Annotated in this window: 16 protein-coding genes and 1 pseudogene; 8 read left to right on the top strand and 9 right to left on the bottom strand. The window is 73.7% G+C overall.

What is annotated here, in order from left to right:
- Nucleotides 1-75: 75 nt before the first annotated feature.
- On the bottom strand, nucleotides 76-5,676 hold the full coding sequence (locus AB0A74_RS31945) for a hypothetical protein (RefSeq protein WP_358255320.1): 5,601 nt from the start codon (nucleotides 5,674-5,676) through the stop codon (nucleotides 76-78).
- Nucleotides 5,677-6,310: 634 nt separating this feature from the next.
- Between AB0A74_RS31945 and AB0A74_RS31940 the strand changes: the two genes are divergently transcribed.
- Together AB0A74_RS31940 and AB0A74_RS31935 are read left to right on the top strand one after the other, a co-directional pair.
- Nucleotides 6,311-8,287, top strand: coding sequence for a hypothetical protein (locus tag AB0A74_RS31940; protein WP_358255318.1), 1,977 nt, complete (start codon nucleotides 6,311-6,313; stop codon nucleotides 8,285-8,287).
- Between the two features lie 188 nt (nucleotides 8,288-8,475).
- Nucleotides 8,476-11,382, top strand: a complete 2,907-nt coding sequence (locus tag AB0A74_RS31935; protein ID WP_358255317.1) for a BTAD domain-containing putative transcriptional regulator — start codon at nucleotides 8,476-8,478, stop codon at nucleotides 11,380-11,382.
- Here AB0A74_RS31935 and AB0A74_RS31930 read toward each other — a convergent pair.
- On the bottom strand, nucleotides 11,366-11,917 hold the full coding sequence (locus tag AB0A74_RS31930) for a calcium-binding protein (RefSeq protein ID WP_358255315.1): 552 nt from the start codon (nucleotides 11,915-11,917) through the stop codon (nucleotides 11,366-11,368). The genes AB0A74_RS31935 and AB0A74_RS31930 overlap by 17 nt on opposite strands.
- Nucleotides 11,918-12,068: 151 nt before the next feature.
- Between AB0A74_RS31930 and AB0A74_RS31925 the strand changes: the two genes are divergently transcribed.
- Together AB0A74_RS31925 and fusA are read left to right on the top strand one after the other, a co-directional pair.
- Nucleotides 12,069-12,524, top strand: coding sequence for a redoxin domain-containing protein (locus AB0A74_RS31925; protein ID WP_358255314.1), 456 nt, complete (start codon nucleotides 12,069-12,071; stop codon nucleotides 12,522-12,524).
- Nucleotides 12,525-12,803: 279 nt separating this feature from the next.
- Entirely contained in the window at nucleotides 12,804-14,816 is a 2,013-nt protein-coding gene (gene fusA, locus AB0A74_RS31920; protein WP_358255312.1) for an elongation factor G, read from the top strand.
- A 166-nt stretch (nucleotides 14,817-14,982) separates the two neighbouring features.
- Here fusA and AB0A74_RS31915 read toward each other — a convergent pair whose 3' ends face one another.
- The gene (locus AB0A74_RS31915; protein WP_358255310.1) at nucleotides 14,983-16,350 is read right to left on the bottom strand and encodes an oxygenase MpaB family protein; all 1,368 of its coding nucleotides are present in this window, start codon (nucleotides 16,348-16,350) and stop codon (nucleotides 14,983-14,985) included.
- 158 nt (nucleotides 16,351-16,508) lie between these two features.
- Between AB0A74_RS31915 and AB0A74_RS31910 the strand changes: the two genes are divergently transcribed.
- Both AB0A74_RS31910 and AB0A74_RS31905 read left to right on the top strand, forming a co-directional pair.
- A complete protein-coding gene (locus tag AB0A74_RS31910) occupies nucleotides 16,509-17,030 on the top strand; it encodes a SigE family RNA polymerase sigma factor (protein WP_358255308.1) in 522 nt (173 codons plus the stop codon).
- Entirely contained in the window at nucleotides 17,027-17,995 is a 969-nt protein-coding gene (locus AB0A74_RS31905; protein ID WP_358255307.1) for a hypothetical protein, read from the top strand. The genes AB0A74_RS31910 and AB0A74_RS31905 overlap by 4 nt, the downstream gene beginning before the upstream one ends.
- Before the next feature lie 3 nt (nucleotides 17,996-17,998).
- On the opposite strand, the gene AB0A74_RS31900 is transcribed toward AB0A74_RS31905, so the two are convergent.
- The 3 genes from AB0A74_RS31900 to AB0A74_RS31890 form a co-directional block, all read right to left on the bottom strand.
- Nucleotides 17,999-18,565 (bottom strand): histidine phosphatase family protein, encoded by a 567-nt coding sequence (locus AB0A74_RS31900; RefSeq protein WP_358255305.1) that lies wholly within the window; start codon nucleotides 18,563-18,565, stop codon nucleotides 17,999-18,001.
- A gap of 65 nt (nucleotides 18,566-18,630) precedes the next feature.
- Nucleotides 18,631-19,329, bottom strand: a complete 699-nt coding sequence (locus AB0A74_RS31895) for an L-2-amino-thiazoline-4-carboxylic acid hydrolase (protein WP_358255303.1) — start codon at nucleotides 19,327-19,329, stop codon at nucleotides 18,631-18,633.
- A 141-nt stretch (nucleotides 19,330-19,470) separates the two neighbouring features.
- On the bottom strand, nucleotides 19,471-20,424 hold the full coding sequence (locus AB0A74_RS31890) for a serine hydrolase domain-containing protein (RefSeq protein ID WP_358255301.1): 954 nt from the start codon (nucleotides 20,422-20,424) through the stop codon (nucleotides 19,471-19,473).
- A 190-nt stretch (nucleotides 20,425-20,614) separates the two neighbouring features.
- Here AB0A74_RS31890 and AB0A74_RS31885 point away from each other — a divergent pair, with 190 nt between their 5' ends.
- A complete protein-coding gene (locus AB0A74_RS31885; protein ID WP_358255299.1) occupies nucleotides 20,615-20,959 on the top strand; it encodes a hypothetical protein in 345 nt (114 codons plus the stop codon).
- A 13-nt stretch (nucleotides 20,960-20,972) separates the two neighbouring features.
- Here AB0A74_RS31885 and AB0A74_RS31880 read toward each other — a convergent pair whose 3' ends face one another.
- The 3 genes from AB0A74_RS31880 to AB0A74_RS31870 all read right to left on the bottom strand — a co-directional run bounded on the left by AB0A74_RS31880 (nucleotide 20,973) and on the right by AB0A74_RS31870 (nucleotide 24,340).
- Nucleotides 20,973-22,418, bottom strand: coding sequence for a BTAD domain-containing putative transcriptional regulator (locus AB0A74_RS31880; RefSeq protein ID WP_358255297.1), 1,446 nt, complete (start codon nucleotides 22,416-22,418; stop codon nucleotides 20,973-20,975).
- A 75-nt stretch (nucleotides 22,419-22,493) separates the two neighbouring features.
- Nucleotides 22,494-23,651, bottom strand: coding sequence for a serine/threonine protein kinase (locus AB0A74_RS31875; protein WP_358255295.1), 1,158 nt, complete (start codon nucleotides 23,649-23,651; stop codon nucleotides 22,494-22,496).
- Nucleotides 23,648-24,340 (bottom strand): BTAD domain-containing putative transcriptional regulator, encoded by a 693-nt coding sequence (locus AB0A74_RS31870; protein WP_358255293.1) that lies wholly within the window; start codon nucleotides 24,338-24,340, stop codon nucleotides 23,648-23,650. Before AB0A74_RS31870 ends, AB0A74_RS31875 begins: the two co-directional genes overlap by 4 nt.
- Nucleotides 24,341-24,508: 168 nt before the next feature.
- Between AB0A74_RS31870 and AB0A74_RS31865 the strand changes: the two are divergent.
- Nucleotides 24,509-24,716, top strand: a pseudogene (locus AB0A74_RS31865) (hypothetical protein); the annotation flags it as partial.

The raw sequence follows: 24,716 nt of genomic DNA, 5'->3' as shown, positions 1-24,716 counted from the left end.
TCACCGCCGCCGGCGGCGCAGGCCGACCCGGCCGCCCCGACCAGGGCGACCGCGCCGACCAGCGCCGCGAGCCTTCTAGCAGCCAGGACCCGGCCCCCCGTTCTTGTCGAACGGAGAGTACTTGAACGCCGTGGCCAGGTCGATCAACGGCCGGTCCTTCTCCTCCAGGCCCGGGTCGAGCAGGCTGAACACCAACTTGTGGTCCTCTTTGGACGGTGTGTAGACGAACCCGGACAACGTCCCGTCCGGCTCCACGTCCCGCAGGTGCCGCGGCACCCGCTCCAGGTCGAAGTCGAACAGCTCGGCGTCGCCGATCTTGAGGACCAGCTTGGCCACCGGGCCGTACTCCTGGTCGTAGAGGTGCATCCGCACGGTGTCGCGGGTGACCGCCGGGTCCAGCAGCACCCGGTTCTCGTAGAACGGCTTGATCGTCGGGTCGTCGAACTTGAGCACCTTGATCTGCAGGTCCACGTCGACGTTCATCACCATGTCGTCCATGCCGACGCCGAACCGCTCGTAGTCGCCGTCCACGCCGAGCGCGAGGTACTGCTCGCCGGGGTGCACGGAGAACCTGGTGAACCGGTCGGCGTGCAGGTAGACCGTCCCGACCTCCATCCGGTTGACCTGGACGTGGCCGCCGAGGTGCAGGGCCGCCACGTCCACGCCGCAGATCGGGATCTTCAGCGCCGGGTCGGGGATGGTGATCCGGTCGGTGCGCAGCGAGAACGCGCCGCCCAGGAGGATCGAGCCGGCGGCGGGGTCGGAGGTGACCCGGGTGTCGAAGCTGCCGGTGACCACGTTCGGCTCGATCGTGGTGGTCACCTGCGTCCCGGCGTTCTCCAGCTTGAGGAACGCGTCGTGCAGTTGCAGGTGCACCGGCTTCACGTCGATGTCCAGCGAGCCCCGCACGAACGCCTCGACGCCCAGGCCCGGCGCGGGCGCGCCGACCGTGACCTTCGGGACCTTGAGCGCGGTCCCGTGGGCGTCGGTCCCCTCGATCAGGACGGTGACGCAGTTCGTGCCGACGCACGCGGGGATCTTCGTGATCGACGCCCGCGCCGACGCCGGTTTGCCGGCGAACCGCGCGGTCACGTTGGCGTCCACGAGCGTGATCGGCGAGGAGGTCTCGACGCGCACGGTGGAGTTCTTGCCGAAGCTGCCGGTGATCCCCATCCGCGCGGGCACCCCGAACACCGCGAGGTCGCCGACCAGGTCGCCGTGCTCGGTGGTCGTGCGCGCCTCCGCCTTGAGCGAGAGCGTGTCGATGGCGGCCGAGCTGTCGTAGGCCACGGCCAGGGTGCTCGGCTTGGCCGGGTCGAGGCCCTTGTCGAACCCGAACGGCCCGATGTGCAGGTCGAACGGCGTGGGCAGCCCGCTCAGCTCCGCCTGGGCGGCGGCGTGCGGCATCTGGGCGATCAGGTCGTCCAACGCCACGTACGCGGTCAGGTCGACGCCGGCGGGCGGCTGGTAGCCCACGATGTCCACCTTCTGGTTCTGGATGTCCACGTCCACCCGCATGGGCAGGCCCGGCAGGTTCACCGTCCCGACCGCGCCGAAGCACTTGCCGAACACCTCGCACAGCGGCGTTTCGTCGCGCGCGCACCCCGCGCCGCCGGCGCAGCCCCGGGCCTCCAACGCGACGCCGTGCGGGTAGAACGGCGCGCCGCCCACCGCGTCGATCGCCGCGACCTTGCCCAGCCGGGCCTCGGCCACCAGCCCGACCGGGCGGTCGGTCTCGTAGTGGAACTTGTCGCCGCTGTAGTCGATGAGCAGGTGGCTGGGCAGGCTGACCCGGCCGACGCCGGCGAACCGGGTGTCGTCCGCGCCGCCGGCGGCCAGGACCACGTCACCGTCGAACGCGAACACCCCGTCGCCCGACCGCATGTCGAACGCCAAGCCGGTGTCCCGCTTGGCCACCGAGACCGCGGTGAGGCTCTCCACCGAGGCGCTGGCGTCCAGGTCGCCGGTGAGCTGCCGGTAGTGCGCGGCCACGTGCTGCCCGGCGGGCGCGGTGGCCCCGGGGTGGTTGCTGACCGCGAACCGGGCCGCGCCGACCGGGCCGGTGAGGCCCCGGAAGTCGAACGCGCCACCAGACCACGTGGCCCGCAGCTGCGTGGGCAGGCCGACCGCCTGGGCGAACACCTGGTGCGCGCGGCCCTGGAACGGCACGCCCGCCGCGGCGAACGTGAGGCTGCCCAACGGCTCCGACAGCGTCGAGGTGAACGTCCCGGCGGGCACGTCGGCCCGCACGTCGATGTCCCGGGGCACGCCGGTGGCCGAGGCGGACAGGTACCCCCGGTCCACGCCCGAGAGCGCGGCGGTGATCTCGTCGATCCCGGCCGAGTTGTGCACGCCCAGCGTGGTCACCGCGTCGAACGTGCCGACGACGTGGACCGTCGCGGGCAGCTTCGCGATGCCGACCCGGCCGCGCAGGGTGCCGTACGCGGTGGTCGTCGCGGCTTCCGCGGCCACGCTCAGGGTGCCCAGCGGCGCGGACGCCCGGTAGCCGACGTCCACCCGCGCCGGGTCGCCGGCCACGGTGATCGGGCCGACGGTCAGGTCCACCGCGGCGGGCAGGCCGTCCAGCCGGACCAGGCCCTCCAGCCGGGGCAGGCCCGCGAGCAGCCCGTCCACCTCCAGGTACGCGGTCAGCGGCGCGCCGGCGGGCTGGCTGTAGCCGGTGAACTCGATCTGCTTGGCGGCCAGGTTGAGCGCGAGCGAGGTGGGCAGGCCGGGCAGCCGCACGGTGCCGACCAGACCGAGGCAGCGGGCGAACAGCGTGCACAACGGGGTGTCGTCGCGCGCGCAGCCCGGACCGTCGTCGCAGCCCCGCGCCCGGACCGCCGCGCCGTTGTCGAACAGCGGCGCGCCGAGCCCGTCCAGCGCCTTGACCTTGCCGACGCGGACCTCGGCGGCCAGGCCGATGGACTTGTCGCCGGTGTAGGTCAGCCTGCCGTCCGCGAGGTCCTGCACCAGCTCCAGCCGGGTGGGCAGGTTGTCGATGCGGGCGGTCAGCGCCAGGCGGGTGTCGTCCACGCCGTTCGCGGCCAGCACCACGTCGGCGTCGGCGAACACCGGCTCCCCGCCGGTGTCGGAGTCCAGCCGCGTGGTCTGCTTCGCCGCGCCGCGCGAGTACTCGGCGTGCGAGAGGTTGCGCACCAGCACGCTGCCGTCGAAGTCGCCGGTCGTCTGGCGGTGGTGCACGGAGACGTGCTGACCCGTCGGGGCCTGCGCGCCCGCGTGGTTGCTCACGGCGAACCGGGCCGAGCCCAGCGGGCCGGTCAGACCGCGGAACCGCATCGTGCCGTCGGCGAAGTCGGCGTCGAACCGGGCCGGGACGCCGGTCAGCGTGGCGATGGCGACGGTGTCCCGGCCGGCGAACGGCGTGCGCGCCACGGCGTCGATGCCGCCCAGCGGGGCCGACAGGGTGCCGTCCAGGTGGCGGGCCGGGAGATCGACCAGCACGTCCACCTCGGTCGGCACGTCGGTGACCGCCGTGGACAGGTAGTGGTGCGCGTTGGGGTCGAGCTGCTCGACGCCCTGCGGGCCGGCGAACAGCTCCACCCGCGGCACCGCGCTGGACGCCCGGTAGCGCACGCGGGGACGTTCCCCGAGGTCGTAGTCCACGTCCACGGACGCGGGCACCCCCTCGACGGCGGCGACGGCGCTCGGGCCGGCCGCGGTGTCCACGTAGGCGGCGCGCACCCGGTGCACGACGCCGCTCGCGCGGAACGCGACCTTGCGCTGGGCGGTGTCGAGGTCGAACGACAGCGTGGCGGGCAGGTTGGACACGTCCAGCCGGGCCTTCTGGTGGCCGTCGACGTGCCCCGCCCCGACGAACGCCTGCCCGCCGGGGGAGAACTCGGTGCCGCCGCGCGGGTGGTCGCCGAAGAACACGTCGATCTTCTTCAGGCCGGTGACCCGGGCGCTCGCGCCGAGCCGGCCGCCGTCGAGCACCAGGGTGGCGTGGTCGCCGGTGAGCGGCGCGAACACGCCCTGGTCGCGGGACAGGAACACCTCGGCCGAGCCGAGCGCCTCGACGGCGTCGAACAGCACGTGCCGGCCGGGGAGGTCCACGTCGATCGTCGCGGCGGTCGGGATGTCCCGCAGCGCGCCGCGCAGCACGATCGCCGGGTCCCGGTCGAGCACGGCCACGTCGAGCGCGGCGAGCCGGCTCGCGGCGGTGTAGTCGAGCTTCACCTTGTCCCGCACGGAAGTCAGGACCGCGTTCCACCGGGTCGGCACGGCCTTGGCGCCGGCCTGCACCGCGCGGGACAACTCCCGGCCGGTGTAAACGTAGTCGGCGAAGAAGACGTCGTCGATGGTCGAGTCGGCGGTGTAGTCCACCGTCGCCTGGGCCCCGCCCGCCGGCCGGGTCAGCGCCGCCGACACGGAGGTGGGCAGCAGGTCCACCTTGAGCTGGTCGAACCGGCTGGCCGCGGCGCTGTTGGACAGCACCTGGGTGTCGAGGGCGGTGCGCTCGCTGCTCGTCGCGTCGACCGTGGCCTTCTGGTCGCGGTCGGCGGCGCCGGGGTCGATGAACGCGTGCGCGGTGAACAGCGTGGGCACCGGGGAGAACCGGGCGCTGGCCACGGTCGGGTCCACGGCCTCGCCCTTGTCGGTCTCGGCGACGTTCGCGAGGCCGGCCGTGACGGCCATCGACTCGCCCGCGCCGACCTGGAGCACCGTCGCCTTGATGTCGAAGACGCCGCGGATGGCCTGGAGCGGGCTGAACGTGTAGAGGCCGAGCGCGGCGGTGGGCAGGCCCGCCCCGCGCCGCAGGCCGTCGAACCCGACCGAGATCCGCTTGCGGGTGGGCAGGTCGTAGACGGCCCAGACGTGCGCGGGCAGGTCGCCGCCGGCGTGCTCGCCGGTGGGCAGGCGGACGCTGAGCACGCCCAGCCCGGCGTGGACCAGGTTCAGCAGCGCTTCGAGCGCCTGGTGGAGCTGGTCGTTGAGGCTGGTGAGCAGCTTCTCCAATTCGAGCCGTTCGATGAGCAGCTCGGGGTGGAGGATGACGTTGACCGGGTCCTTGAGCAGGTCGAGGATCACGGTGAGCCGGGTGGTGGCTTCCGCGATCCGCCGTTCGAGGTCGAGGACCTGCCGGGACGCGCCGATGATGTCACCGGGGGCGACGACGGGGACCAGGTCGGCCAGGACGTCCGGGGTGCGGTCGCCGGTGACGTCCACGATCGCGGGGACGGCCAGCGGCAGCGAGAGCGAGCAGGAGACGGCCTTGGTCGCGGACTCCGAGCAGACCCGGTAGGTGATCCTCGGGATGCCGTCGGGCAGCTCTTGGAGCAGTGCCAACGGGTCCACCGGCAGCGGCGGCGGGAGGTCGCCGGAGGTGAGCGCGTCGATCAGCTCCTGGAGCGTCGCCCGGCGGGACGGGTCGAGCAGCTGCGCGGAGGCCACCTGCGGTTGCAGCCCGGTCGCGTCGAGGTCCGGCGTGCCGTCCGGGGCCAGGCGGCCCGCCCGGCCGAGCGTGGCCAGGGCGTCGGCGGACGTGGCGTCCACCAGTTCGCGCGCGGGCCGGTTCGGCAGGTCCAATTTCGTCGGCCGCACCGGCGGTTCCGGCACGATCGCCCGCCGTTCCACGGCGACCCGCCCGTCCGGCCCGGGATCCACGGCCGGCAGCGGGGCCAACGGCTGCGCCCGCGACGGCTCCCGCCCCACGTCCGGCGCACCGTCCGGCCCGGGGTCCAACGGCGGGAGGTCCCGCGGTGGCGGCAATGGTGCGGAGTCGGCAGCGGCAACCGGCGCCTCCTCGACCACCGGCTGCGCCGCCGTCCCACCCCCGGGCTCTGCCCAAGCCGGGACCACACCGGTGCCCAAGACCGCCGCCAAGGCGACCACCAAGACCCTCGATCTGACCGGCCGAACCGCGAAAAGCGCATGCCGACGAAGACGTGCCACCCCAACCCCCCTGGTCGATGCACGAACCGGAGGACCCCCATCCCCCGACCGGTCGAACTCACCACAGATCACCTTGGCCGTCAAGCGGCTTCACCGAACTGCCGCCACCCCCGGTCTGCACCGGCCCATCGGTCGGGTACGCTCTCGGTCGGCGGGCGCGGTCCGTCGGAATGGGTGGTCACCCCCGGCCTCGGGTGACGGACACCCCAGAGGACTCGGTCCACCGCGCGAAACCCTTTTCCTTGTAAAACCACTGTGCTGCGTACGTCATCCTTGTCAGCCGAGCCGGGCGGCGGAAACGGGGAACGTCGTGCCCAGTGATCACTTGGCGGGCAAGCTCATCCGGCTGCGGCAGGAGCTGACGGGGGAGTCGAGGCAAGGTCTCGCCCGCTGGATGCGCGAGTTCGAGCAGGACCTGTCTCAACTCGACCGCGAAACCCTCGCGCGCGCTTTCCGAACTACCCGTCTCCCTCTCGACGGGGCACCCGCAGAACCCGTTGTGCCGGCCCACTTGCGACAGCGCGTGCTCCCGGCGGCCCTGCACAGGGCGCAGTGGGACCTTGAGGCGGCCGTGCTCCAAGCGATCGAGCGGGGCACGCAGCACCTGCGATTTCACAAAACCGCGTGGAGTTACGGCTTGGACCAGGTGGTCAAGGCGGTGCGACCCATGCCCGACTCGCTCCACCTCCGCCTTGTCCCGCACATCCTCGGGCCGATGTTGGGTGAGCTGCTCCCGATCGACAACGGCCCGTCGGAAGAGCTTTCCGGAACCGCCGGTGTGCGCGTGCGGTGGCGGGAGCCGGGCGCGGTGGAAATAGTCCTGCTCGACAGCGTTTGTCGGGCACGAGTGCTGGTTACGAGTGTGCCTGCGCACGTGTGGCGGGCGGCGCAGACTTACATCCGGCACGAACGTCCTGACGCGCTTCGGCTGAGTGCGAGGCACCCTGAAACGCTGTCGCCGGGCGAAGTCGAGAGGTGTCGCCTGGGTCCGCGTCTGTACTTGCCGACACATCTGGCCAGCGGTCTTCTGCGCCGCATCAAGGTTTTTGGTGACGTGTGGTCCATCAGCATCTCCGGTAGGGGGATCGACTCGCTGATGGTGGAGTGGCGGGACTCGCCGTCTCCGAGGGACGTGCTGGCGACGCTGTGCCATCCTGCGACCCAGATCGCGACGGACCGGTACACCGCCGCCGTCTGGGACGGCTCCGGTCACGCGGAGATCCGCGACCTCGACGCCCCGGTCCACCAGCTCGGTCCCCGGACGATCCGCAGCAGCGAGCTGGTGCTGCGCAAACTGGACCTCCGCACAGCCCGTGGCATGAGCCGCGGTGCCGGCGGGATGCTCGCCGTCTGGCACGCGTGGGAGGCTGACCACGGCGGGCAGGTCCGGTGCTCGCCCGGGACCACTTCATCGCACCTGGACGAGTGGATCGCCTTGCGGTGTCGGTACACCGGAGAGGATCCCGAAACCGCTCGACGCTGCCTCACTTCCCTGCCCCAGGACGCCGACGTGGAGCAGCTGAGGGCAGGTGTCGTGCCCGACGCCCACTCGGTAGACCAGCGCATCCTCGAAACGTCGATACTGCTGGCGATCCGCGACTGCTACCCGCCCAGATCCGCTGGCCTTCCCTGGCACCACCAGGTCATCCGCGCGGTAAGTCCGCGCAAGTCCGGTCTGGTCGTCCAACTGGAGGACCGGGTCGTTCCCTGGTTCCTCCAAGCGCTCCTGTCGCCGGTTGACTCCAGCGACGCCTCCTACGGTGTTCCCGGCCTTCGGGTGGTGGTGAACAGAGAGCAGCTGCAGATCCGGCTTCTCGATCAACTCGGTGCACCGACTGACGCCCTGGTGACGGTCAAAGGTGTCAGCGGAGCCAAGTGGGACGGCATCTGGGAGGAGATCAGGAACGCGGAGCACGGCCCCCTCATCGACCCGCGCTTGGACCGTTCACCGCAGTTGAGCGCAGGTGAACGTCTCGGGATGGTGCTCCAGCGACGCCGTTGCGGGCCAGTGGCTATGGGGAGTGCTCTGTTGCGCCGTTGGGGCCTTCTTTCCGGCGCCTTCGCGCTCGACGCGTGGTCGGGGCTCGGGAACAACGAGCTGCATGTCGAGATCGACAACGGCCCGTCCATCCTCTCCATCGTCGAGGAACTGCGTCATCCGGTCGCCGGTATCGTGCGTGATACGGTCGCCGTGAACCAGATCGACGCGACGTTCGCGCGACTGAGCGACCACAACCCCACTCCCGATCGCTATGTCGGGTATCCCATTGAGCACGGCAAGCGCCCGGCCTTGGTGCTCCGGGCGCTCAACACTGCCGTGTCCCGTCGATATCGCGACCCGGGATTTGGGCAGGACGTGGTGCCGTCATGACGGTCGTGCGCCGTGGCCCGGCGTCGCGTTGATCTTCGGTGCAGCCGGTGCGGTGGTAGGCGTATTTTTCGGAGTCCACGTGGATCTGTGGACACGTGTGGGAGCCGACGATCGTTCCGCGGTCCCTGGACGTCGAGTTGCCTCGGTTGCGGTTGGTCGATCGGCTTGCCGGTCGGTGGGAGCGGCCGGTGACGGTGGTGGTGGCGGGGGCCGGGTTCGGGAAGACGACCGTGGTGGCGCAGGCGGTGCGGGCGCACTTGCTGGAGCCGCGCGGGGTGGACGTGTGGGTGGAGTGCGCGCCGGTCCACGAGAGTGCCGAGGCGTTGGCGGGGGCGTTGCTGCAAGCGCTGCAAGGGGTTGGGGCCGCGCGTGGGGCGCGGGGTGTGGTGGACGCCGTGGTGCGGATGGCTCCGCTGGATGTCTGCCTGGTGTTGGACGACGTGCACGAGATCCCGTCGGGGTCGCCGGGGGCCGGGTTGCTGGCCGAGCTGGTGCGGAACCTGCCCGCCACCGCGCACCTGGTGTTGTGCGGGCGGGAGTTGCCGGAGTTGCCGTTGGCTCGGCGGGAGGCCGCCGGGGAGGTGCTGCGGGTCGGGGCGGAGGAGTTGTCGTTCACCGAGACCGAGGTGCGGGCGTTGGCGCGCGGACTCGGGCGGGACCCGGCGCCGGCGGGGGCCGTGCGCGGGTGGCCCGCGCTGGTGCGGTTGGCGTTCGCGGCCGGACCGGCGGCACCGTGGCGGTACGCGCGGGAGGAGATCATCGCGCGGCTGCCGGAGGACCAGCGCGCCGCGCTCGTGGCGTTGGCCGCCCTGCACACCGCGACCGACGACGAAGTCGCGGCGGTGACCGGCGAACCGGTGGCGCTCGCGGACCTGGCACGCCGGGTCCCGCTGGTCGGCGTGCTGGAGGACGGCCGCTACCGCGCGCACGAACTGTGGGCGGAGGCGCTGGCCGCGGAAACCCGGCCGCTGCACCGACGAGCCGCCGAGGTGTTGACCGCACGGGGAGATCTCGCCCGAGCGGGCGCGCTGGCGCGGCGCGGCGGGGACTGGGAGCTGCTCGCCGAACTGGCGGTGGTGCTGGTCAACACGACCCTGTCGGCGCTGCCCGACGTCACCGCGCGCCGCTGGCTGGAACGGGTCCCGGACGATGTCCGCGACGAGCCGGCGTTCCTGCTGCTGCGGGCGGCGGTCCTGCACGCGGGCGACTTCGCCGACCCCCGCATCGACCCGCTGCTCGACCGGGCCTGGCAGCGCCTCAAGCACACCGCCGTCCTGGGCCAGGCCGTGATCACCGCCCACTCGCGCGCCGACCTGCCCCGGCTGGCCGAACTCGCGCGACGAGCCGGGGAACTGCGTGGCGCGCCGACCGCGATCGCGTTGGTGCTGCGGCACAGCGTGGCCGCGACGGTCGCGGAGGTCGGCGGCGACCCGGAGGCCGCGCTGGCCGAGATCGAACGCGCGCCCGTGGTCGACGTGCCGCGCCCGGTCGCGCTCGCGACCGTCCGGTTCCACTACCACTGCCTCAACATGTGCGGGCGCGCCGGCGAGGCCGCCGACCTGGCCGACAGCGCCCTGGCCGACGCCGACGAGCAGCACCTGCGCCTCAACGGGCCCGTCGCGCGCTGGTTCGACGGCGACCCGGCCGACCTCGCGCTCCTGCGCGGCGCGCCGCTGGACGGCACCGCCCGCGACTCCTTCGTCTCCGCCGCCTTCCAGGCCGTCATCGCCGCGTGCTGCGGCGACGCGGGGGACTGGTGCCCGCTGCCGTGCGGCGACCCGGCGGGTCACGACAACCCGCGCGACGCCGTGCTGGCCTGCGCCGCGCGGGCCGCCGTCGCGGTCGGCGGCGGGGACGAGGAGGTGGCGCGCCGGACGTTCGCCGAGCACCTCGCGCGGTGGCCGGTGGCGGACCGGTTCCACGAACGGCACCTGCGGCGGTTCCTGGCCCTGGGGTACGTGCTCAGCGACGGGTTGCGCGCGGTGTGGGACCGGACCGAGCTGGGACCCTCGCACGCCAAGGCCCGTGCGGCGGCCCGCGCGCTGGTGCTGGCCAGGTCCGGCGACATCGGCCCGGCCACCCGGCTGCCGTTCGAACACGCGTTGTGCTTCCTGCCGCTGCCGTGGTCGGTCGAGTTGGCGGCCCGCCTGGCCGCCGTCGGCGACCTCGGGTTGGGCGGGTGGCTCGCGGACGTCCTCGGGCCGGTCGTGCACCGGTGGCTGCGGTCGGCCACGCCGCGCGGGGGAGCGGTGCGGCTGCTCGCCGCCGTGCCCCCGCCACCGGCCACCCGGACCCGCGTGGACGTGCTCGGCGCCATGCGCGTGACCCGGGACGGCGCGCCGGTGGACCCGCCGGAGCTGCGGCGCGTCCGGGTCCGGCAACTGCTCGGCGCGCTGGTGGTCCGCCCGGCGGTCACCCGCGAGCAGGCGTGCGGGCTGCTGTGGCCCGACCTCGACCCCGCCGACGCCGCGCGCAACCTGCGGGTCACCCTGACCCACCTGCGCCGCCTGCTCGACCCCGACCGGGCCCGCGGCGACGCGAGCTTCCACCTGCGCACCACGGGCGACACGATCCGCCTGGTCCGGTCGCGGTGGCTGGAGGTGGACCTGTGGCGGCTGGACGCGCTCAGCGCCGACGTGCGCGCGGCCCGCGCCGAGGGCGACCTGGACCGGGCGAAGCAGTTGCTGGCCGAGGCGGTCGAGCTGTGGCGCGGCGAGCCGTTGCCCGACCTCGCCGACCTGCCCGACGCCGAGCCGGGCCTGGAGGCCGACCGCCTGCGCGCGCTGCACGGGCGCAACCTGCTCGACCTGGGCGAGCTGTGCCTGGTGTCGGGTGAACCGTCCCGGGCCGGCTACCTGGCCGACCGCGTCCTGGCCCGCGACCCGTTCGCGCCGCGCGCCCACCGGCTCCTGCTCGCCGCCGCGCTCAAGGGCCGCGACCCGGCCCGCGTCACGGCCGCCCGCGCCACCGTCGTCGCCGCACTCGCCCAGCTGGGCGAGCCCGCGGACGGGGCGACCGCGTTGTTGTTGCGCCAGGCGCTGCCCCCGACCGGCGGCCGGGAGCAGCGCGGGGCGGTGGTCAGCAGTTGGAGATGAACTCGTCGTTCGGGCAGCTGTCGCCGACCAGCGGCGCGCCGCCGTTGGCGGTGTCGCCCAGGACGTGCGGGCCGCCGTCGAGCGTGTCCACCCCGTCGCCGCCGGCCATCCGGTCGTCGCCGGGGCCGCCGAAGACGCTGTCCTCGCCGTCGCCCGCGATGACGTCGTCGTCGCCGTAGCCGCCGTAGACGGTGTCGTTGCCGATGCCGGCGTCCACGAAGTCGTTGCCTTCCTGCGCGAACACCAGGTCGTCGCCCGGTCCTGAGTAGACCGTGTCGTTGCCCGCGAGCGCGCAGATGACGTCGTTGCCCGCCAGACCGGCGATCTGGTCCGGGAAGGGCGTCCCCAGGATCACGTCCGGGAGGTTGGTCCCGACCGTGGGCACGCCGGGCACGGCGTAGATCGTCGGGGCCAACCCGTAGCAGGGCTGGGCCCACGGCGGCGGCGGTTCCTGCGCGGCCGCCACACCACCCGTGGCGAGCACCCCACCCGCCATGACGGCCGCGACCGCGACCAGCCGAGTGCGCATGTTCATGACAGAGCCTCCCTTGTCCGATGGCCCTTCGAGTGGCCACGGGACAAGGCTGCGCACCGGGCGTTAGCCGACCGCTAACCACGCCCTGCGAACCCTTTCGCGCCGTCGCGCCCTCTTGTGTGGGTCACAACCGTTCGGAAGGAACTCCACCGTGCTCACACCAGGATCCGCCGCTCCCGAGATGGTGCTGGAAGACACCGCCGGCCGCACCGTCCGCGTCCCCGACGGCCACGCCGTGCTGGTGTACTTCATGCGCTCGACCACGTGCCCCCTGTGCAACCGCCACGTCCGCGACCTGGTCGAGAGCGGGGACCGCTTCGCGGCGGCCGGGGTCCGCGTCCTGATCGCCGTCCCGGAGGACCGCGGGACCGCGGCGGCGTGGCGGGCCAAGCGCGGCGTCCCGTACCCGGTGGTCACCGCCGCGGGCACACCGCACGCCCTGGTCGGCCTGAGCCGCAAGGTGTTCGGCTCGATGCAGCAGTCCGGCACCGTCCTGGTCGACGCGCAGGGCGTCGTCCGCCACGCCCACGCCGCCACCCTGCCCACGTCGAGCTACGACAAGCAGGGCATCGCCGCGGCCGTCGACTCGCTGCGCACGACGACGTGAAAACCGCTCGCGGAGGCGTGCGGGTGTGCCTACACTTCCGCTCGACTTCGCGTGCTGATCTTCAGCGCGCCACCGCGACGAGGGGAGGCCGGCCGTGCGCTACCGCACCGCTGTCGTCGTCCCCTCGTCGCGCCACGAGGTGATCCTGGTGTCTCCGGGCGCCCGGTGCCGGCTGCGCGCCCGGCTCCGGAGTTCGTGACGACCGCCTGACCGAGGTCGGCGGGTCGTCCCGCCATCGCGCGGACCCCGTTCGCGAACCACCTCGAAAGGCGCTGTGCCGTGCGCACCGACCTGAGCACGTTCCCGCTGTCCGCCGTCCGCAACCTGGGCATCCTCGCCCACGTGGACGCCGGCAAGACCACCCTCACCGAACGCGTCCTGTACGCCACCGGCACCACCCACAGGCGCGGCGAGGTCCACGACGGCACCACCGTCACCGACTTCGACCCGCAGGAGCGCGACCGCGGCATCACGATCTTCGCCGCGGCCGTGACCTGCGCGTGGGACGGCCACCGGATCAACCTGATCGACACCCCCGGGCACGTCGACTTCGCCGACGAGGTCGAGCGGTCCCTGCGGGTGCTCGACGGCGCGGTCGCGGTGTTCGACGGGGTCGCCGGGGTCGAGCCGCAGAGCGAGTCGGTGTGGCGGCAGGCCGACCGGCACGGGGTGCCGCGGATCGCGTTCGTCAACAAGATGGACCGGGCCGGGGCGGACCTCGACGCGGCGGTCGCGTCGATCCGGGAGCGCCTGCACCCGGTGCCGCTGGTGGTCCAGCTGCCGATCGGGGCGGAGGACGCGTTCACCGGTGTGGTCGACCTGCTGCGCATGCGGGCCCTGGTGTGGACCGACGGCCTGTCGGTCGGCCCGGTGCCCGACGCGTTGCGGGAGGAGGCGCAGCGGCGGCGGCGACTGCTGGAGGAGGCGGTCGCCGAGCTGCACCCGGCCGCGCTGGAGGAGTTCGTGGCGGACTCGACGGTGTCCGCGGGCACGCTGGCGTCGGCGCTGCGCGACCTGACCCGCACCGGCGAGGTCGTCGTGGTCCTGTGCGGCTCGGCCTACCGCAACCGCGGTGTCGAACCGCTGCTGGACGCGGTCACGGCGTACCTGCCGTCCCCGTCGGACATGCCGCCGGTGCGCGGCGTGGACGGCGCGGAGCGGACCGCCGACCCGGCCGGGCCGTTCGCGGCGCTGGTGTTCAAGGTGAACTCGACCTCGACGGGCCGGTTGACCTACCTGCGCGTGTACTCGGGGACCCTCCACAAGGGAGACCCGGTGCTCGACGCCGGCACCGGGCGCGTCGAACGGGTGGCCCGCGTCCTGCGGGTCCAGGCCGATCGGCACGAGCCGGTCGCGACCGCGGCGGCGGGTGACATCGTCGCGGTGGTGGGCCTGAAGTCGGCCCGCGCCGGGACGACGCTCAGCGCACCCACGGCCCCGCTGGTCCTGGAACCCCCGGTGGTGGCGACCCCGGTCGTCACCGTCGCGGTCGAACCGCGGACGTCGGCGCAGACCGAGAAGCTGATGGCGGCGTTGGCGCAACTGGTGGAGGAGGACCCGGCGCTGGTGGTGCGGACCGATCCGGAGACGGGTCAGACCGTCCTGTCCGGCATGGGCGAGCTGCACCTGGAGGTCGCGGTGGAGAAGGTGCGCCGGGACCACCGGCTCGACCTGGCCGTGGGTCGGCCGAAGGTGGCGTACCGGGAGACGGTCGTGCGCGGCGTTTCGGGGTTCGTGTACCGGCACGTGAAGCAGGAAGGAGGTGCGGGCCAGTTCGCCCACGTGGTGCTGGACGTGGAACCGGGCGAGGACTTCGAGTTCCGGTCCACGGTCACCGGCGGCCGGGTGCCGGCGGAGTACGTGCGCGCGGTGGAAGCGGGCTGCCGTGACGCGCTGGCCGACGGCCCGCTGGGCGGGCACCCGGTGACCGGCGTGCGCGTCACGTTGACCGACGGTTCCACGCACGTGAAGGACTCCTCGGAGATGGCGTTCCGCACGGCGGGCAGGCTCGCGGTGCGGGAGGCGCTGCGGGCGAGCACGATGGCGCTGCTGGAACCGGTCGCCGAGGTGACGGTGACCGTTCCGGAGGGCGCCGTGGGCGGCGTGCTGGGCGACCTGTCGGCCCGACGCGGCCGAATCCTCGGGTCCACCACGCGGGCGGGGACGACGGTGGTGACGGCGAGCGTGCCGCTGGCCGAGCTGTTCGGCTACGCGACGCGCCTGCGCAGCCGAACCCAAGGCAGAGGCACCTTCACCACCCGCCCCACCGGCTACGCCATCGCACCGACGTAACCACCAGGAACGGCTGCCAAGCACAGGAAGGGCCTCGGTTCGTTCGCCATACGGGGAACGAACCGACGCCCTTCCACCCCTGGGGTCTGCCGCGCGGCGAGCGCCGCTTTCAGCTCTTCGCTTCCGCGCTTCCGCTCATGCCCCCTCTCGATCCCACACCGCACCGTCAGATCCGCGAGAGAAGCTCACGGGCGGCCGGGAAGTCGCGGGAACCGGTCAGGAAGTCGCGGAGCGCGGTGGCCAGTTCGGTGGTGTGGAGGACGCCGTCGCCGTTGCGGTCCAGGGTGCGCAGGTCGGCGATGATCTCGTGGCGCTTCGGGCTGTCGGCGAACAGCGCGACGTACTCCGCCTCCGGCACCTCGCCGTTGTCGTTGCGGTCGATCAACGCGCAGATCGCCGTCACGACCCGGTCCACGCCCGCCGCGTCGCCCGGGTAGCGGCCCTCGGCGATGGCGGCCTGGTACCGGGGGAACGTGACCACCTCCGCCCCGCCCGCGGCCTCGCGCAGCTCGGTCCACCACGCCTCGAACGCGTCGTGCAGGTCGTTCTCCGCGGCTTCGTCCACGTCCAGGTGGATCGACAGCTCGCGGGCCATCGCCAGCAGGTCGTTCCAGCGGATCTCGCCCTCGCCGGTCTGGTCCAACACCGTGGTGAACAGCAGGGTCGGGTCCATCGGGGTGTGCGAGCGGGGGCCGCCCAGGGTGGCGCGGATCGCCGCCGACGCGTGGGGCAGGTAGCGCCACGGTTTGGGCAGCAGGTCCGTGACCAGGCGGACGGTGCGGTGCAGGCTCATGGTCGCCAACGCCGAGCCGGGCAGCGGGGTCAGGCCCAGGGTGCGGCGGAGTTCGGGTGGCAGGGTCGCGATGGTCGTCTCCACGGCGGCGGTGGTCACGGCGCGGCGGACCGGGGCCCACAGCAGCGCCGGGATCGGCAGTCCGGGCGGTGGGGGCACGCGGTGGATGCTGCCGGACAACAGGTCGCGCACGGCCGGGTTGTCCTCCAGCACGGTGGCGACGGTGCGGTCGAAGTAAGCCGTGAAGTCGTCCACGGTGGCGGGGACGTCGGCCTCGGACAGGCCGAACCGGGTGCCCAGCCGGCACCACTCCGCGTACAGGCGCTCGGCCTCGGCCCGGGGCAGCGGGTCGCCGCCCAGGCGGTGCATGTGCAGGACCGCCTCGAACAGGGTCAGGTGCACCCACGTCCGGGCCGCCGGGTCGGCCGCGGTGTAGGGCCGGCCGCGGTCGTCGGTGCCCCGCATCCGCCGGTGCAGCCGTTCCAGGCGGGCGATCTCGCGCCGCCGTTCGGCCTGCGTGCCGTAGACGTAGAGCTGGAGGCTGTCGAGGGTGTGGAACAGCCGCCGCCACGGCTTGGCCTGGTACACCGAGAACGCGCCGACCGCCGCGCCGACCGCCGGGTGCGCGGTCTGCAGCACCAGGGTCCGGTGCATCACGAGCAGGAACCGCCATTTGGCCAGGTGGTTCCACGAAGCGGAACCCGCGCCGAGCTCGTCCACGTCCGCCGTTTCGGTGTTCACCCACTCCTCCCTAGTCGCCTCCCGGCCACAGCGAGTGACTTGTCCCACTTCCGCGCAGCGATTGCACCGCCTCGGGTGAACGGTTTCCGATGAATTGCGGTCAGCGAGGCAGCGTCAGCGGGCCCGTCGGTATCTGAAGGGGTGAACGAGGAGGACAGATGAGTCCAGAGGACGAGCGGGAGTTCCGCGAGTTCGTGACCGCCCGGTCACCCGCCTTGCTGCGCACGGCCTACCTGCTCGCCGGCGACGTCCACGGCGCGCAGGACCTGCTCCAGGCCGCGCTGATGGGGACCGCCCGGCACTGGTCGCGCATCCGGCGGCGGGACCAGCCGGACGCCTACGTGCGGCGGGCGATGGTCAACCAGCAGGCGCGGTGGTGGCGGCAGCGGGCGCGGCGGGCCGAGTCGCCGATGGCCGTGCCGCCCGAGCGGGCCGTCGCCGGCGACCACGCCGAGCAGGTCGCCGACCGGCACGAGGTGCTCGACGCCCTGCGCCGCCTGCCCGCCCGGCAACGCGCGGTCGTCGTGCTGCGCTACTACGAGGACCGCCCGGAGGCCGAGGTCGCCGCGCTCCTCGGCGTCTCCCCGGGGACCGTGCGCAGCCAGGCGTCCAAGGCGCTGGCGAAGCTGCGCGCCCTCGACCCGTCCCACACCCCCACACCGCAGGAGGCCTGGTCATGACCCGTCCCGACGTGCTGCGCGACCGGCTCCGGGCCGCACCGCCCGAGCTGACCGCACCGCCCGACCTGGCCGACACCGTGCTCGCGGCGGTCCGTCGTCGCCGCCGGGCCGCTCGGATCGGCGTGACGGCGGTGGCCGTGGTCGCGGTGGGCGTGTCGGCGTCGTACCTGGTGCGCCCCGACACCCCGGCGGCGCGGGTCGCCGGACCCGGCGAGCTGGTGACGACCACGAGTCCGGTGGTCACGACTCCCGCCGCCGTCGGCAAGCTGGTCCCGGGCCCGCCGCCGGCGCTGGGCGAGTTCCCGTTCACCCCGGGCCGCCCGCACGCCTACCGCCTGGGCCGCCAGGGCGGGGGAGTGGAGCTGACGTCGAACAGCGACGAGCGGCACGTCCCGTCCGGCCCGGACGTCCACGTGGGCCCCCGCCCGGACCGCGCCGACGACGGCCCGGTCACCGGCACCACCACCATCACCGTGCTGGGCAAGGCCGCCACGGTGACGCGGATGACCGGCAAGGTGAAGGTGACCTGGGAGCAACGGCCCGGCGAGTGGGTCGTGGTGGAGTCGCGGACGCTGCCCGAGGCGGACGTGGTCCGCTACGCCCAGGAGCTGCGCCCGGAACCCCAGCCGATCCCGATGCCGCTGGACTTCGCGTGGCTGCCGGCCGGCATGGAGGTCGTGCTGACCGGGGACGGCGCGGTGGACGAGTCGGTGGTGTTCGCGCCGCGCGACGGGCGCGGCCCGGAGAACTCCGTGCACGTCAGTCGCGGCGGCAACGAGGTCGGCAAGGTCGGCGACCCGCTCCCGGTCGGCGACCGCACGGGGTACCTGAGCCACCAGAACGGCATGACGATCCTGTGGGTGCCGCTGCCGGGTCACGGCAACATCAGCGTCGCCGTGCCCGACGCGCTGGGCTTCACGCAGGACGACCTGATCCGCTTCACCCTGGGCATCTCGAACCCGTAGCGCTCACAGCCCCGGTCCGGTGGCGCGCACGCCGCGGTCGGTGAAGCGGAGGCGGTAGATCGCGGGCATGGGCATCGCGCGGCTGAACGGCCAGTCCACCCCGTGCAGTCCCGCGCCGACCAGGGCTCGGGAGATGAACGTGCCGTGGCTGCCGACCACCACGGTCCCGTCCGGGTGTCGCCGGGCCAGCGATTCGAGGACGGCCGTGGCCCGGACCGTGAGGTCGTGGAGGCTCTCGCCGCCGGGTCGGGCGAAGTGCGGGTCGGCCCAGCTGTGGGCGTAGTGGCGGGCGTAGTCGGGGGTCGGTTCCAGCCCGGAGTCCCATTCCCGCAGGTCGTGGTGCCTCTCGATGGACATGCCCAACGCACGCGCGGTGGGTTCGACGGTCTGCACCGCGCGCAGGTACGGGCTGGAGGCGATCGAGGCGGGCATGATCGCGGCCAGGTCCCCGACGAGGCGCTCGGCTTGCGCGAACCCCTCCTCGGTCAGCGGCCGGTGGTGGTCGTCCGGTCCGTTCGGGGTCGGGAGCAGGGGCCGGGCATGACGAACGAGGACCACTTCGGCGCGCACGAACCGAGTATCCCGTGGAAACCGGGGCACGCGGCCGGTCCGGACCGGCCGCGTGCCCCGACCGCTCAGCTCGGGACGTTCTCCTCGCGGGTGAAGACCATGCGGCACGTCGGGCCGGTCGCGTAGGTGACCGGTCGGACGAAGCGCAGGTGGTGGCGGTCCGGGGTGATGGCGTCGGCCCAGTTCAGGTCGAAGCGGCACAGGACCGGTTGCAGGGCCGGGTGTCCGGTGGCCTTGAGGGCCTCGTGGAACAGGCAGCGCCGGACGTCCAGGACGTACGTGTCGTGGTCGTCCACCGGGCGTTCGAAGGTGAAGGACGGGCCGAACGAGGTGCGTTCGCGTTGCCTGCTCGCCTCGACCAGCGCGGTGAACGGGTCCGGCGCGTGGTCGAGCATCGCGGTCGTGCCCTCGATGATCTGCCGCCGCAACGGGCTGTTCAGGCAGTCGTCCACGACGGCCGTGGCCTTGGCGTCGCCGCAGACCGGGCGCAGGACCTCGAACGCCGCGGCGGCCAACGCGGTGAAGCGCACGTTCGCGGCGTCCATCTCGTTGGCGACCAGGTGGGCCAGTTCGGCGTCCAGTTCGTCCAGCCGGCGGCGGACCAGCGCGTCGGCCGGCTCCGGCCACGACCGGGTGGCGCTCGCGCCGAGCAGCCGGCGCAGGCGGTCGAAGAAGGCGGCCTCGATCACGGGGATCCACGCGTCCGCGCGGTAGTCGTCGGGCGTGTGCGGGTGTTCGTCCATGGTGGTGGTTCTTCCGGTCAAGGGGCCCACTGGACGATCCCGGCGGGAGCCGTCGGCGATCGCCCCGTGTGGCCCGGGGTTCGACCAGCGCGCTCCACCACCTACCGGCGCTGCGTGATTGCCCGATCATGCAACAACACCGGCCATGTGAGCGTCAAGGCGTCACTCCCCGGCCAGCAGCGCGAAGCCGTGCCGGTCCACCGGGACGGCCGTGGCGGAGAGCAGGACGACGCCGGTGCCCGCGGCGCGGTCCAGGCCAAGCCACGTGCGGAAACCGCCGGTGCCGCCGTTGTGCCAGGTGATGGCGCGGCCGTGGCGTTCGAGCGTGATCCACGCCGCGCCGATGCGGACGACGCGGCCGGTGAAGTCTGCGACCGGGTCCAGGGCGGCGGCGCCGGGGGCGGAGCCGTCGAGCAGGGCGGCGGTGAGGCGGGCCATGTCGGTGATCGTCGCGCGGATGCCGCCGGCCGGGCCCAGGGCTTCGCCGGTCCAGGCCTGGCGGGCGCGGCCCCACCGGGTGGTGCCGGTCAGGGCGGTGGGGCGCAGCTCGTCCGGGGTGGCGGGGACGTAGAGGTCGAGGCCGAGCGGGGTGGAGACCCGGTCGTGGACGAGCGTGGCGAACGGGGTGCCGGCGGCGGCGGCCAGCGCGTGGCCGAGGAGTTGGAAGCCCAGGTTGGAGTAGCGGGGGCGGGGTGGTCCCGGGCGCACGGTCCGGGCCTGGGCGAGGAGCTGGTCGAGCGTCTCGCCGTAGGGGTTGGTGCCCTTGAACCACAGCGCGAGGGTCTTGCCGATGGGCGCGGCGGCCAGGCTGGGCAGGCCGGAGGTGTGGGTGCTGAGGGCGGACAGCGGCACGCCCGCCGCGGGGCTGCCGTCCAGCGGGAGCAGGTCGCCGAGGGTGGTGGCGGGCGTGATCTCGCCGCGTTCGAGGGCGTCGGCGTAGAGCAGGCCGGTGATCCCCTTGGAGACGGACCCGATCTCGAAGTCGGCGTCGAGCGGCGCGCCGACGCTCGCCACGACCGTCCCGCTCGGCGACACGGAGGCGACGGCCACCGGCCGCCGGGCACCGACGCGCTGGACCACCTTCTCCGCGAGCGCCACGTCACCCTGCACAGACACAACGAACTCCTTGGACTCAACACAGCGACGGGCCGACCGTAGCCGCCGGCGGTGCGGTCCACATGAGCCCTTCGGCTACCGGTCCCGCGACTTTGGTACCCGCGGGCGTGGTTTAGGGGGGTCGTGGGGGAGGTAGAGAAGGACACGCCCGGCGACGAGCGCCGGGACTTCGCCCGTGAGGAGTGTTGTCGTGTCCACTTCGCGCGCCACGGTGGAGCAGTGGCTGGCCTTGTCGCACCCGGAGCTGGTCGACCGCGTCCGCGCGGCGGTGCGGCCGGGGTCGGGCCCGGTGGGCGGTCCGGTGTGGACGGACATCGCGGCCCACCCCGTTCTGTCGGCCCGGGTCCGCGGCGTCCTGTCGTCGTTGGCGGCCCAGTCGTCGGACTTCCGCGACGGTTCGGCGTGGCGGGCGCGCATCGAGCAGGCACAGGCGGCACTACGCGGCCCGTCCGCACCGGCCACCCGCCCCCCGACACACCTCCGCCCGGTGCCACAGGTGGTCTTCCAGGCCCCCGGCCAACCCGTGCCCGCCTGACCCGGGGCCGTCGCTAGCCCGCGGTCGGTAGGAGAGCGGGCGCTGGGCTCACCGTTCGGGACAAGTGGGCGCCGAAGTGCCGTGCTGTCCACTGTGGACGTGAGCGGAACAGGTTGGCGGCCATGCGGATCGCCGACGGTAGGCCGCCGGTGTGGTGGATGACCTCGTGCAGGAGTTCCGTCGTCGCCGCTCGGTCGCCGCTCGCGGACCTGAACAGGGTCGCCGTGTGCGTCGCGGGTAGGGGGCTCAGGGTGATCGGGGTTACCGCGTCCAGGTGCAGGTGGGTGTAGGTGGTGATCAGGACCATGCAGCCCGCGCTTCCCGGCAGCAGCGGGCTCACCTGGTCGGCGTCGGTGGCGTTGTCCAGGACCAGCAGCACTCGGCGGCCGGCCAACGTGGCTCGCCACAGGGCCGCCCGCTCCTCCAGCGACGGCGGGATGTCGCGGGTGCCGGCGGCTCGGAGCAGGCGAGCCAGCGTCTCTTCAGGGGTCGAGTGGTCGGTCAAGGCCACGTACAGGCGGCCGTCGGGGTACTGGTCGGCCAGCAGGTGGGCCGTGTGGACGGCCAGCGCCGTCTTGCCCACACCGGGCACGCCGTCGATCACCGCCACCGGGACGCCGCCGGACCGGCTCAACGCCCTCAGCCGCCCCACCTCGTGGTCGCGGCCGACGAAATCGGGCACCGCCCTGGGCAGGTCGGAGCGCGGGGAACCGGTCGAGGTGGGCGCCGAAGGCAGGGTCAGCGCTCGGCGGTAGGCCGCGGCCAGCTCCGGTCCCGGGTCCACGCCCAGCTCGTCGGCGATCACGCGGCGCGCCTGGTCGTAGGTGGCCAGCGCCTCGCTGCGCCGGCCCGCCCGCACCAGCGCCAGCACCAACCCCGCCCACGGACCCTCGCGCAACGGCTCCGCGGTGGTCAGCTCGCGCAGCAGCGCCACGGCCTCGCGCAGCCTGCCCTGCGCGGTCAGCGCGTCGGCCAGGGTCTCGCGGACCTCCCAGCGCAGCTCCGACAGCTCCGACACCACCGGCGCGACCAGGTCCTCGGCCAGCTCGGCGAACGGCCTGCCCCGCCACAGCGCCGACGCGGCCTCCAGGTGCCGCACCGCCTCCGCCACGTCCCCGCCGGCCATGGCGCGCCGCGCCGTCACCGTGTGCCGCCGGAACCGGTCCACGTCCACCTCACCCGGCTCCACCCGCAGCCGGTACGCGCCCGGCCGGCCCTCCAGGCGCGGCCCGCCGTCGGTCGCGGGCAGGAACCGGCGCAGCTGCCACGCGTAGCTCTTGATGTTCGACAGCGCCGAGCGCGGCGCGGCCCCGTCCGGCCAGACCGCCGCCACCAGCCGGTCGAACTCCACCCACCGCCCCGCGTCAAGCAGCAGCGCGGCGAGCAGGGCGGCCGGTTTCCGGGTCACCCGTGCGCCACCCTCGCCCACTTCCAACGGTCCCAGCACGCGGAACAGCACTTCTTCCCCACCTCCGGTGGTCCACGTCGAACGCGACGCCGACCACTGTCACACCCGGATCATGAGGATTCGATTTCACACCTTGCACGTCGCGCCCCGGATCGCCTTCGGCCCGGTCTCCAGCACGCGCGCGCCGTCGGTGGCCTGGACCAGGAAGCAGTACCGGGTGCCGGCGGTGACGGGCACCCGCATCGCCCGGTTGCGGTGCGCGATCAGGACTTGCGGCGCCTGCTTCTCCGGCGCGACGACCACCGCGAAGGTGAAGCCCTCCGGGGCCTCCCACGACAGGTCGACGTGCGCGCCGCCGTCGGTCGGGTCGGCCAGGGCCAGGGTGACCGGGGCGGCGGCGCCGCTCGTGGTCGGGGCCGGTCGGGCGGGCGCGGCCGACGGCGGGTCGGAGAGCTGGTCGTGGATCAGGTTCGGCGCGGTGACCAGCACGGACGCGGCGGCGACGAGGCCCGCCACGGTCCGGACGCGCACCCGCCGACGCCGTGCGGGCGGTTCCCCGGGCTCCGGCGGGGTTTCGGGCTCGTCGGGCTCGGTCGCCGGGTCGCGCAGCGCGGCCAGGTGCCGGACCACGACGTCGGCGGTGGACGGGCGGTCGGCCGGGTCGTCGGCGAGCAGCCGCCGCACCAGCCGGACCAGCTCCGGCGGCGCGTCCGGCCAGGCCACCTCCGCGCCCGGCGGCGCGCCGGTGAGCGCCAGGTGCAGGACGCCGCCCAGCCCGTGCAGGTCGGAGCGCTCGTCGCGGGTGCCGTCCCGGGCGGTCTCCGGCGCGGTGTACTCGCCCGCGACCACGGGGAACGCGCGCCGCAGCGCCACGCCGAAGTCCGCGACGACGGGCGCGCCGGACGGGTGGAACAGCACGTTGTGCGGGCTGAGGCCGCCGTGCACGACGCCGACCCGGTGCGCCGCCGCCACGGCCGACGCGACCGCGTGCCCGACCGTCAGCACGTCCGCCGGCAGCAGCGGGCCGCCGGCGGCCACCATCCCGGCCAGGGACATCGAGCACAGCTCCATCTGCAACGCCGGCCTGCCGTCGCCCGCGTCCACCACGTCGTCCACGAGCAGGATCGCCGCTTCGTCGCGCAGCGGGGCCAGGGCCGCCTGCTCCGCGCGGAACGCGTCGAGAACGGCGCGGTCGACCGGCGGGTAGACCTTCAGCGCCAGGTAGAGTCCACTGTAGACGGTCGCGGTCGGGCCGGTGCCCAGCGGTTCGAAGTCGTCGCTCACGGGACCCTCCGCAGCGGCACGTCGAGCACCCGGGACGCCTTGCGGAACGCGGCTTCCGCCTCGACCGGGCGGCCGGCGCGGGTCAGCACCTCGACCAGGCGCAGCCAGGTGCGCTCGCGCTTGGGGTCCTCGACGGTCAGGGCCTGGAGCAGGGACACCGAGCCGCCGGTGTGCTCCAGCGCCACCATCGCGTCCACGAGCCCGTCCAGGGCCGCCCAGCGCAGGCCGGTGAGGCGGGCGGTCTCGGCGCGGCCGTGGTAGCTGTCCAGCGCGGTGAAGGGCTTGCCGCGCCACAGTTCCGCGGCTCGACGGAAGTGGTCGGCGGCCGTCTCCGGGTCGGTGGGCAGGGCCTCGCGGCCGTCGTGGACGAGCCGCTCGAACACCGCGCTGTCCAGCTCGCCGTCGGCGATGTTGATGCGGTGGCGGCCGTGCATGCTCGTGATGCGCGCCGACGTGCCGTCGTGGAGCGGGATGCGGCGGCACAGGTCGTGCACGTGGCGCCAGAGGGCGTCCGCGGGGGCCGTCGTGCGTTCCGGCCAGACCGCTTCGGCGAGGCTGTCCACGCCGACCCAGGTGTTGGGGCGCGCCAGCAGCGCCACCAGGACGCGTTCCGGTGCGCCGGGCGGGATGTCGGCGGGGCGGCCGTCGGCGTGGACGACCTCCAGGGGCCCCAGTACGCGGAACAACATGCGTCGCTCCTTCGGCTCGTCGTTGTCTCCGGGGCGTGACGGTAGGGGCGGGGTGTCCAGCGGCGGTGCAGCCGTCGTGGCGGCGGGTTGACCGGTTCTGCACCGGCGTTGCACCGGCGGCTGTGACGGTTCCGGCAGGTGAGCAACGACGACCGGGAGTGAGGGGTCATGGAGGAATCCGGGAGCAACCTGCGCCGGGCCGCGCTGTACGGCGTGGCCGGGCTGGTGACGGCGGCGATCGGCGCGTCCGCGGTGAACGTGCTGGCGGCCGAGGACGAGAAGAAGGAGCAGAAGCCGGTAGCGCAGTCCGCTTCGCCCACGCCCGCCACGCCCGCCCAGCCGCCCGCGCCGACGCCGCCGCCCGCGCCGACGCCGC

The organism is Saccharothrix sp. NPDC042600, from assembly GCF_040647305.1.
In the GTDB taxonomy this organism is placed as follows: domain Bacteria; phylum Actinomycetota; class Actinomycetes; order Mycobacteriales; family Pseudonocardiaceae; genus Actinosynnema; species Actinosynnema mutabilis.
This window is presented reverse-complemented; position numbering and strand designations above follow the sequence as displayed.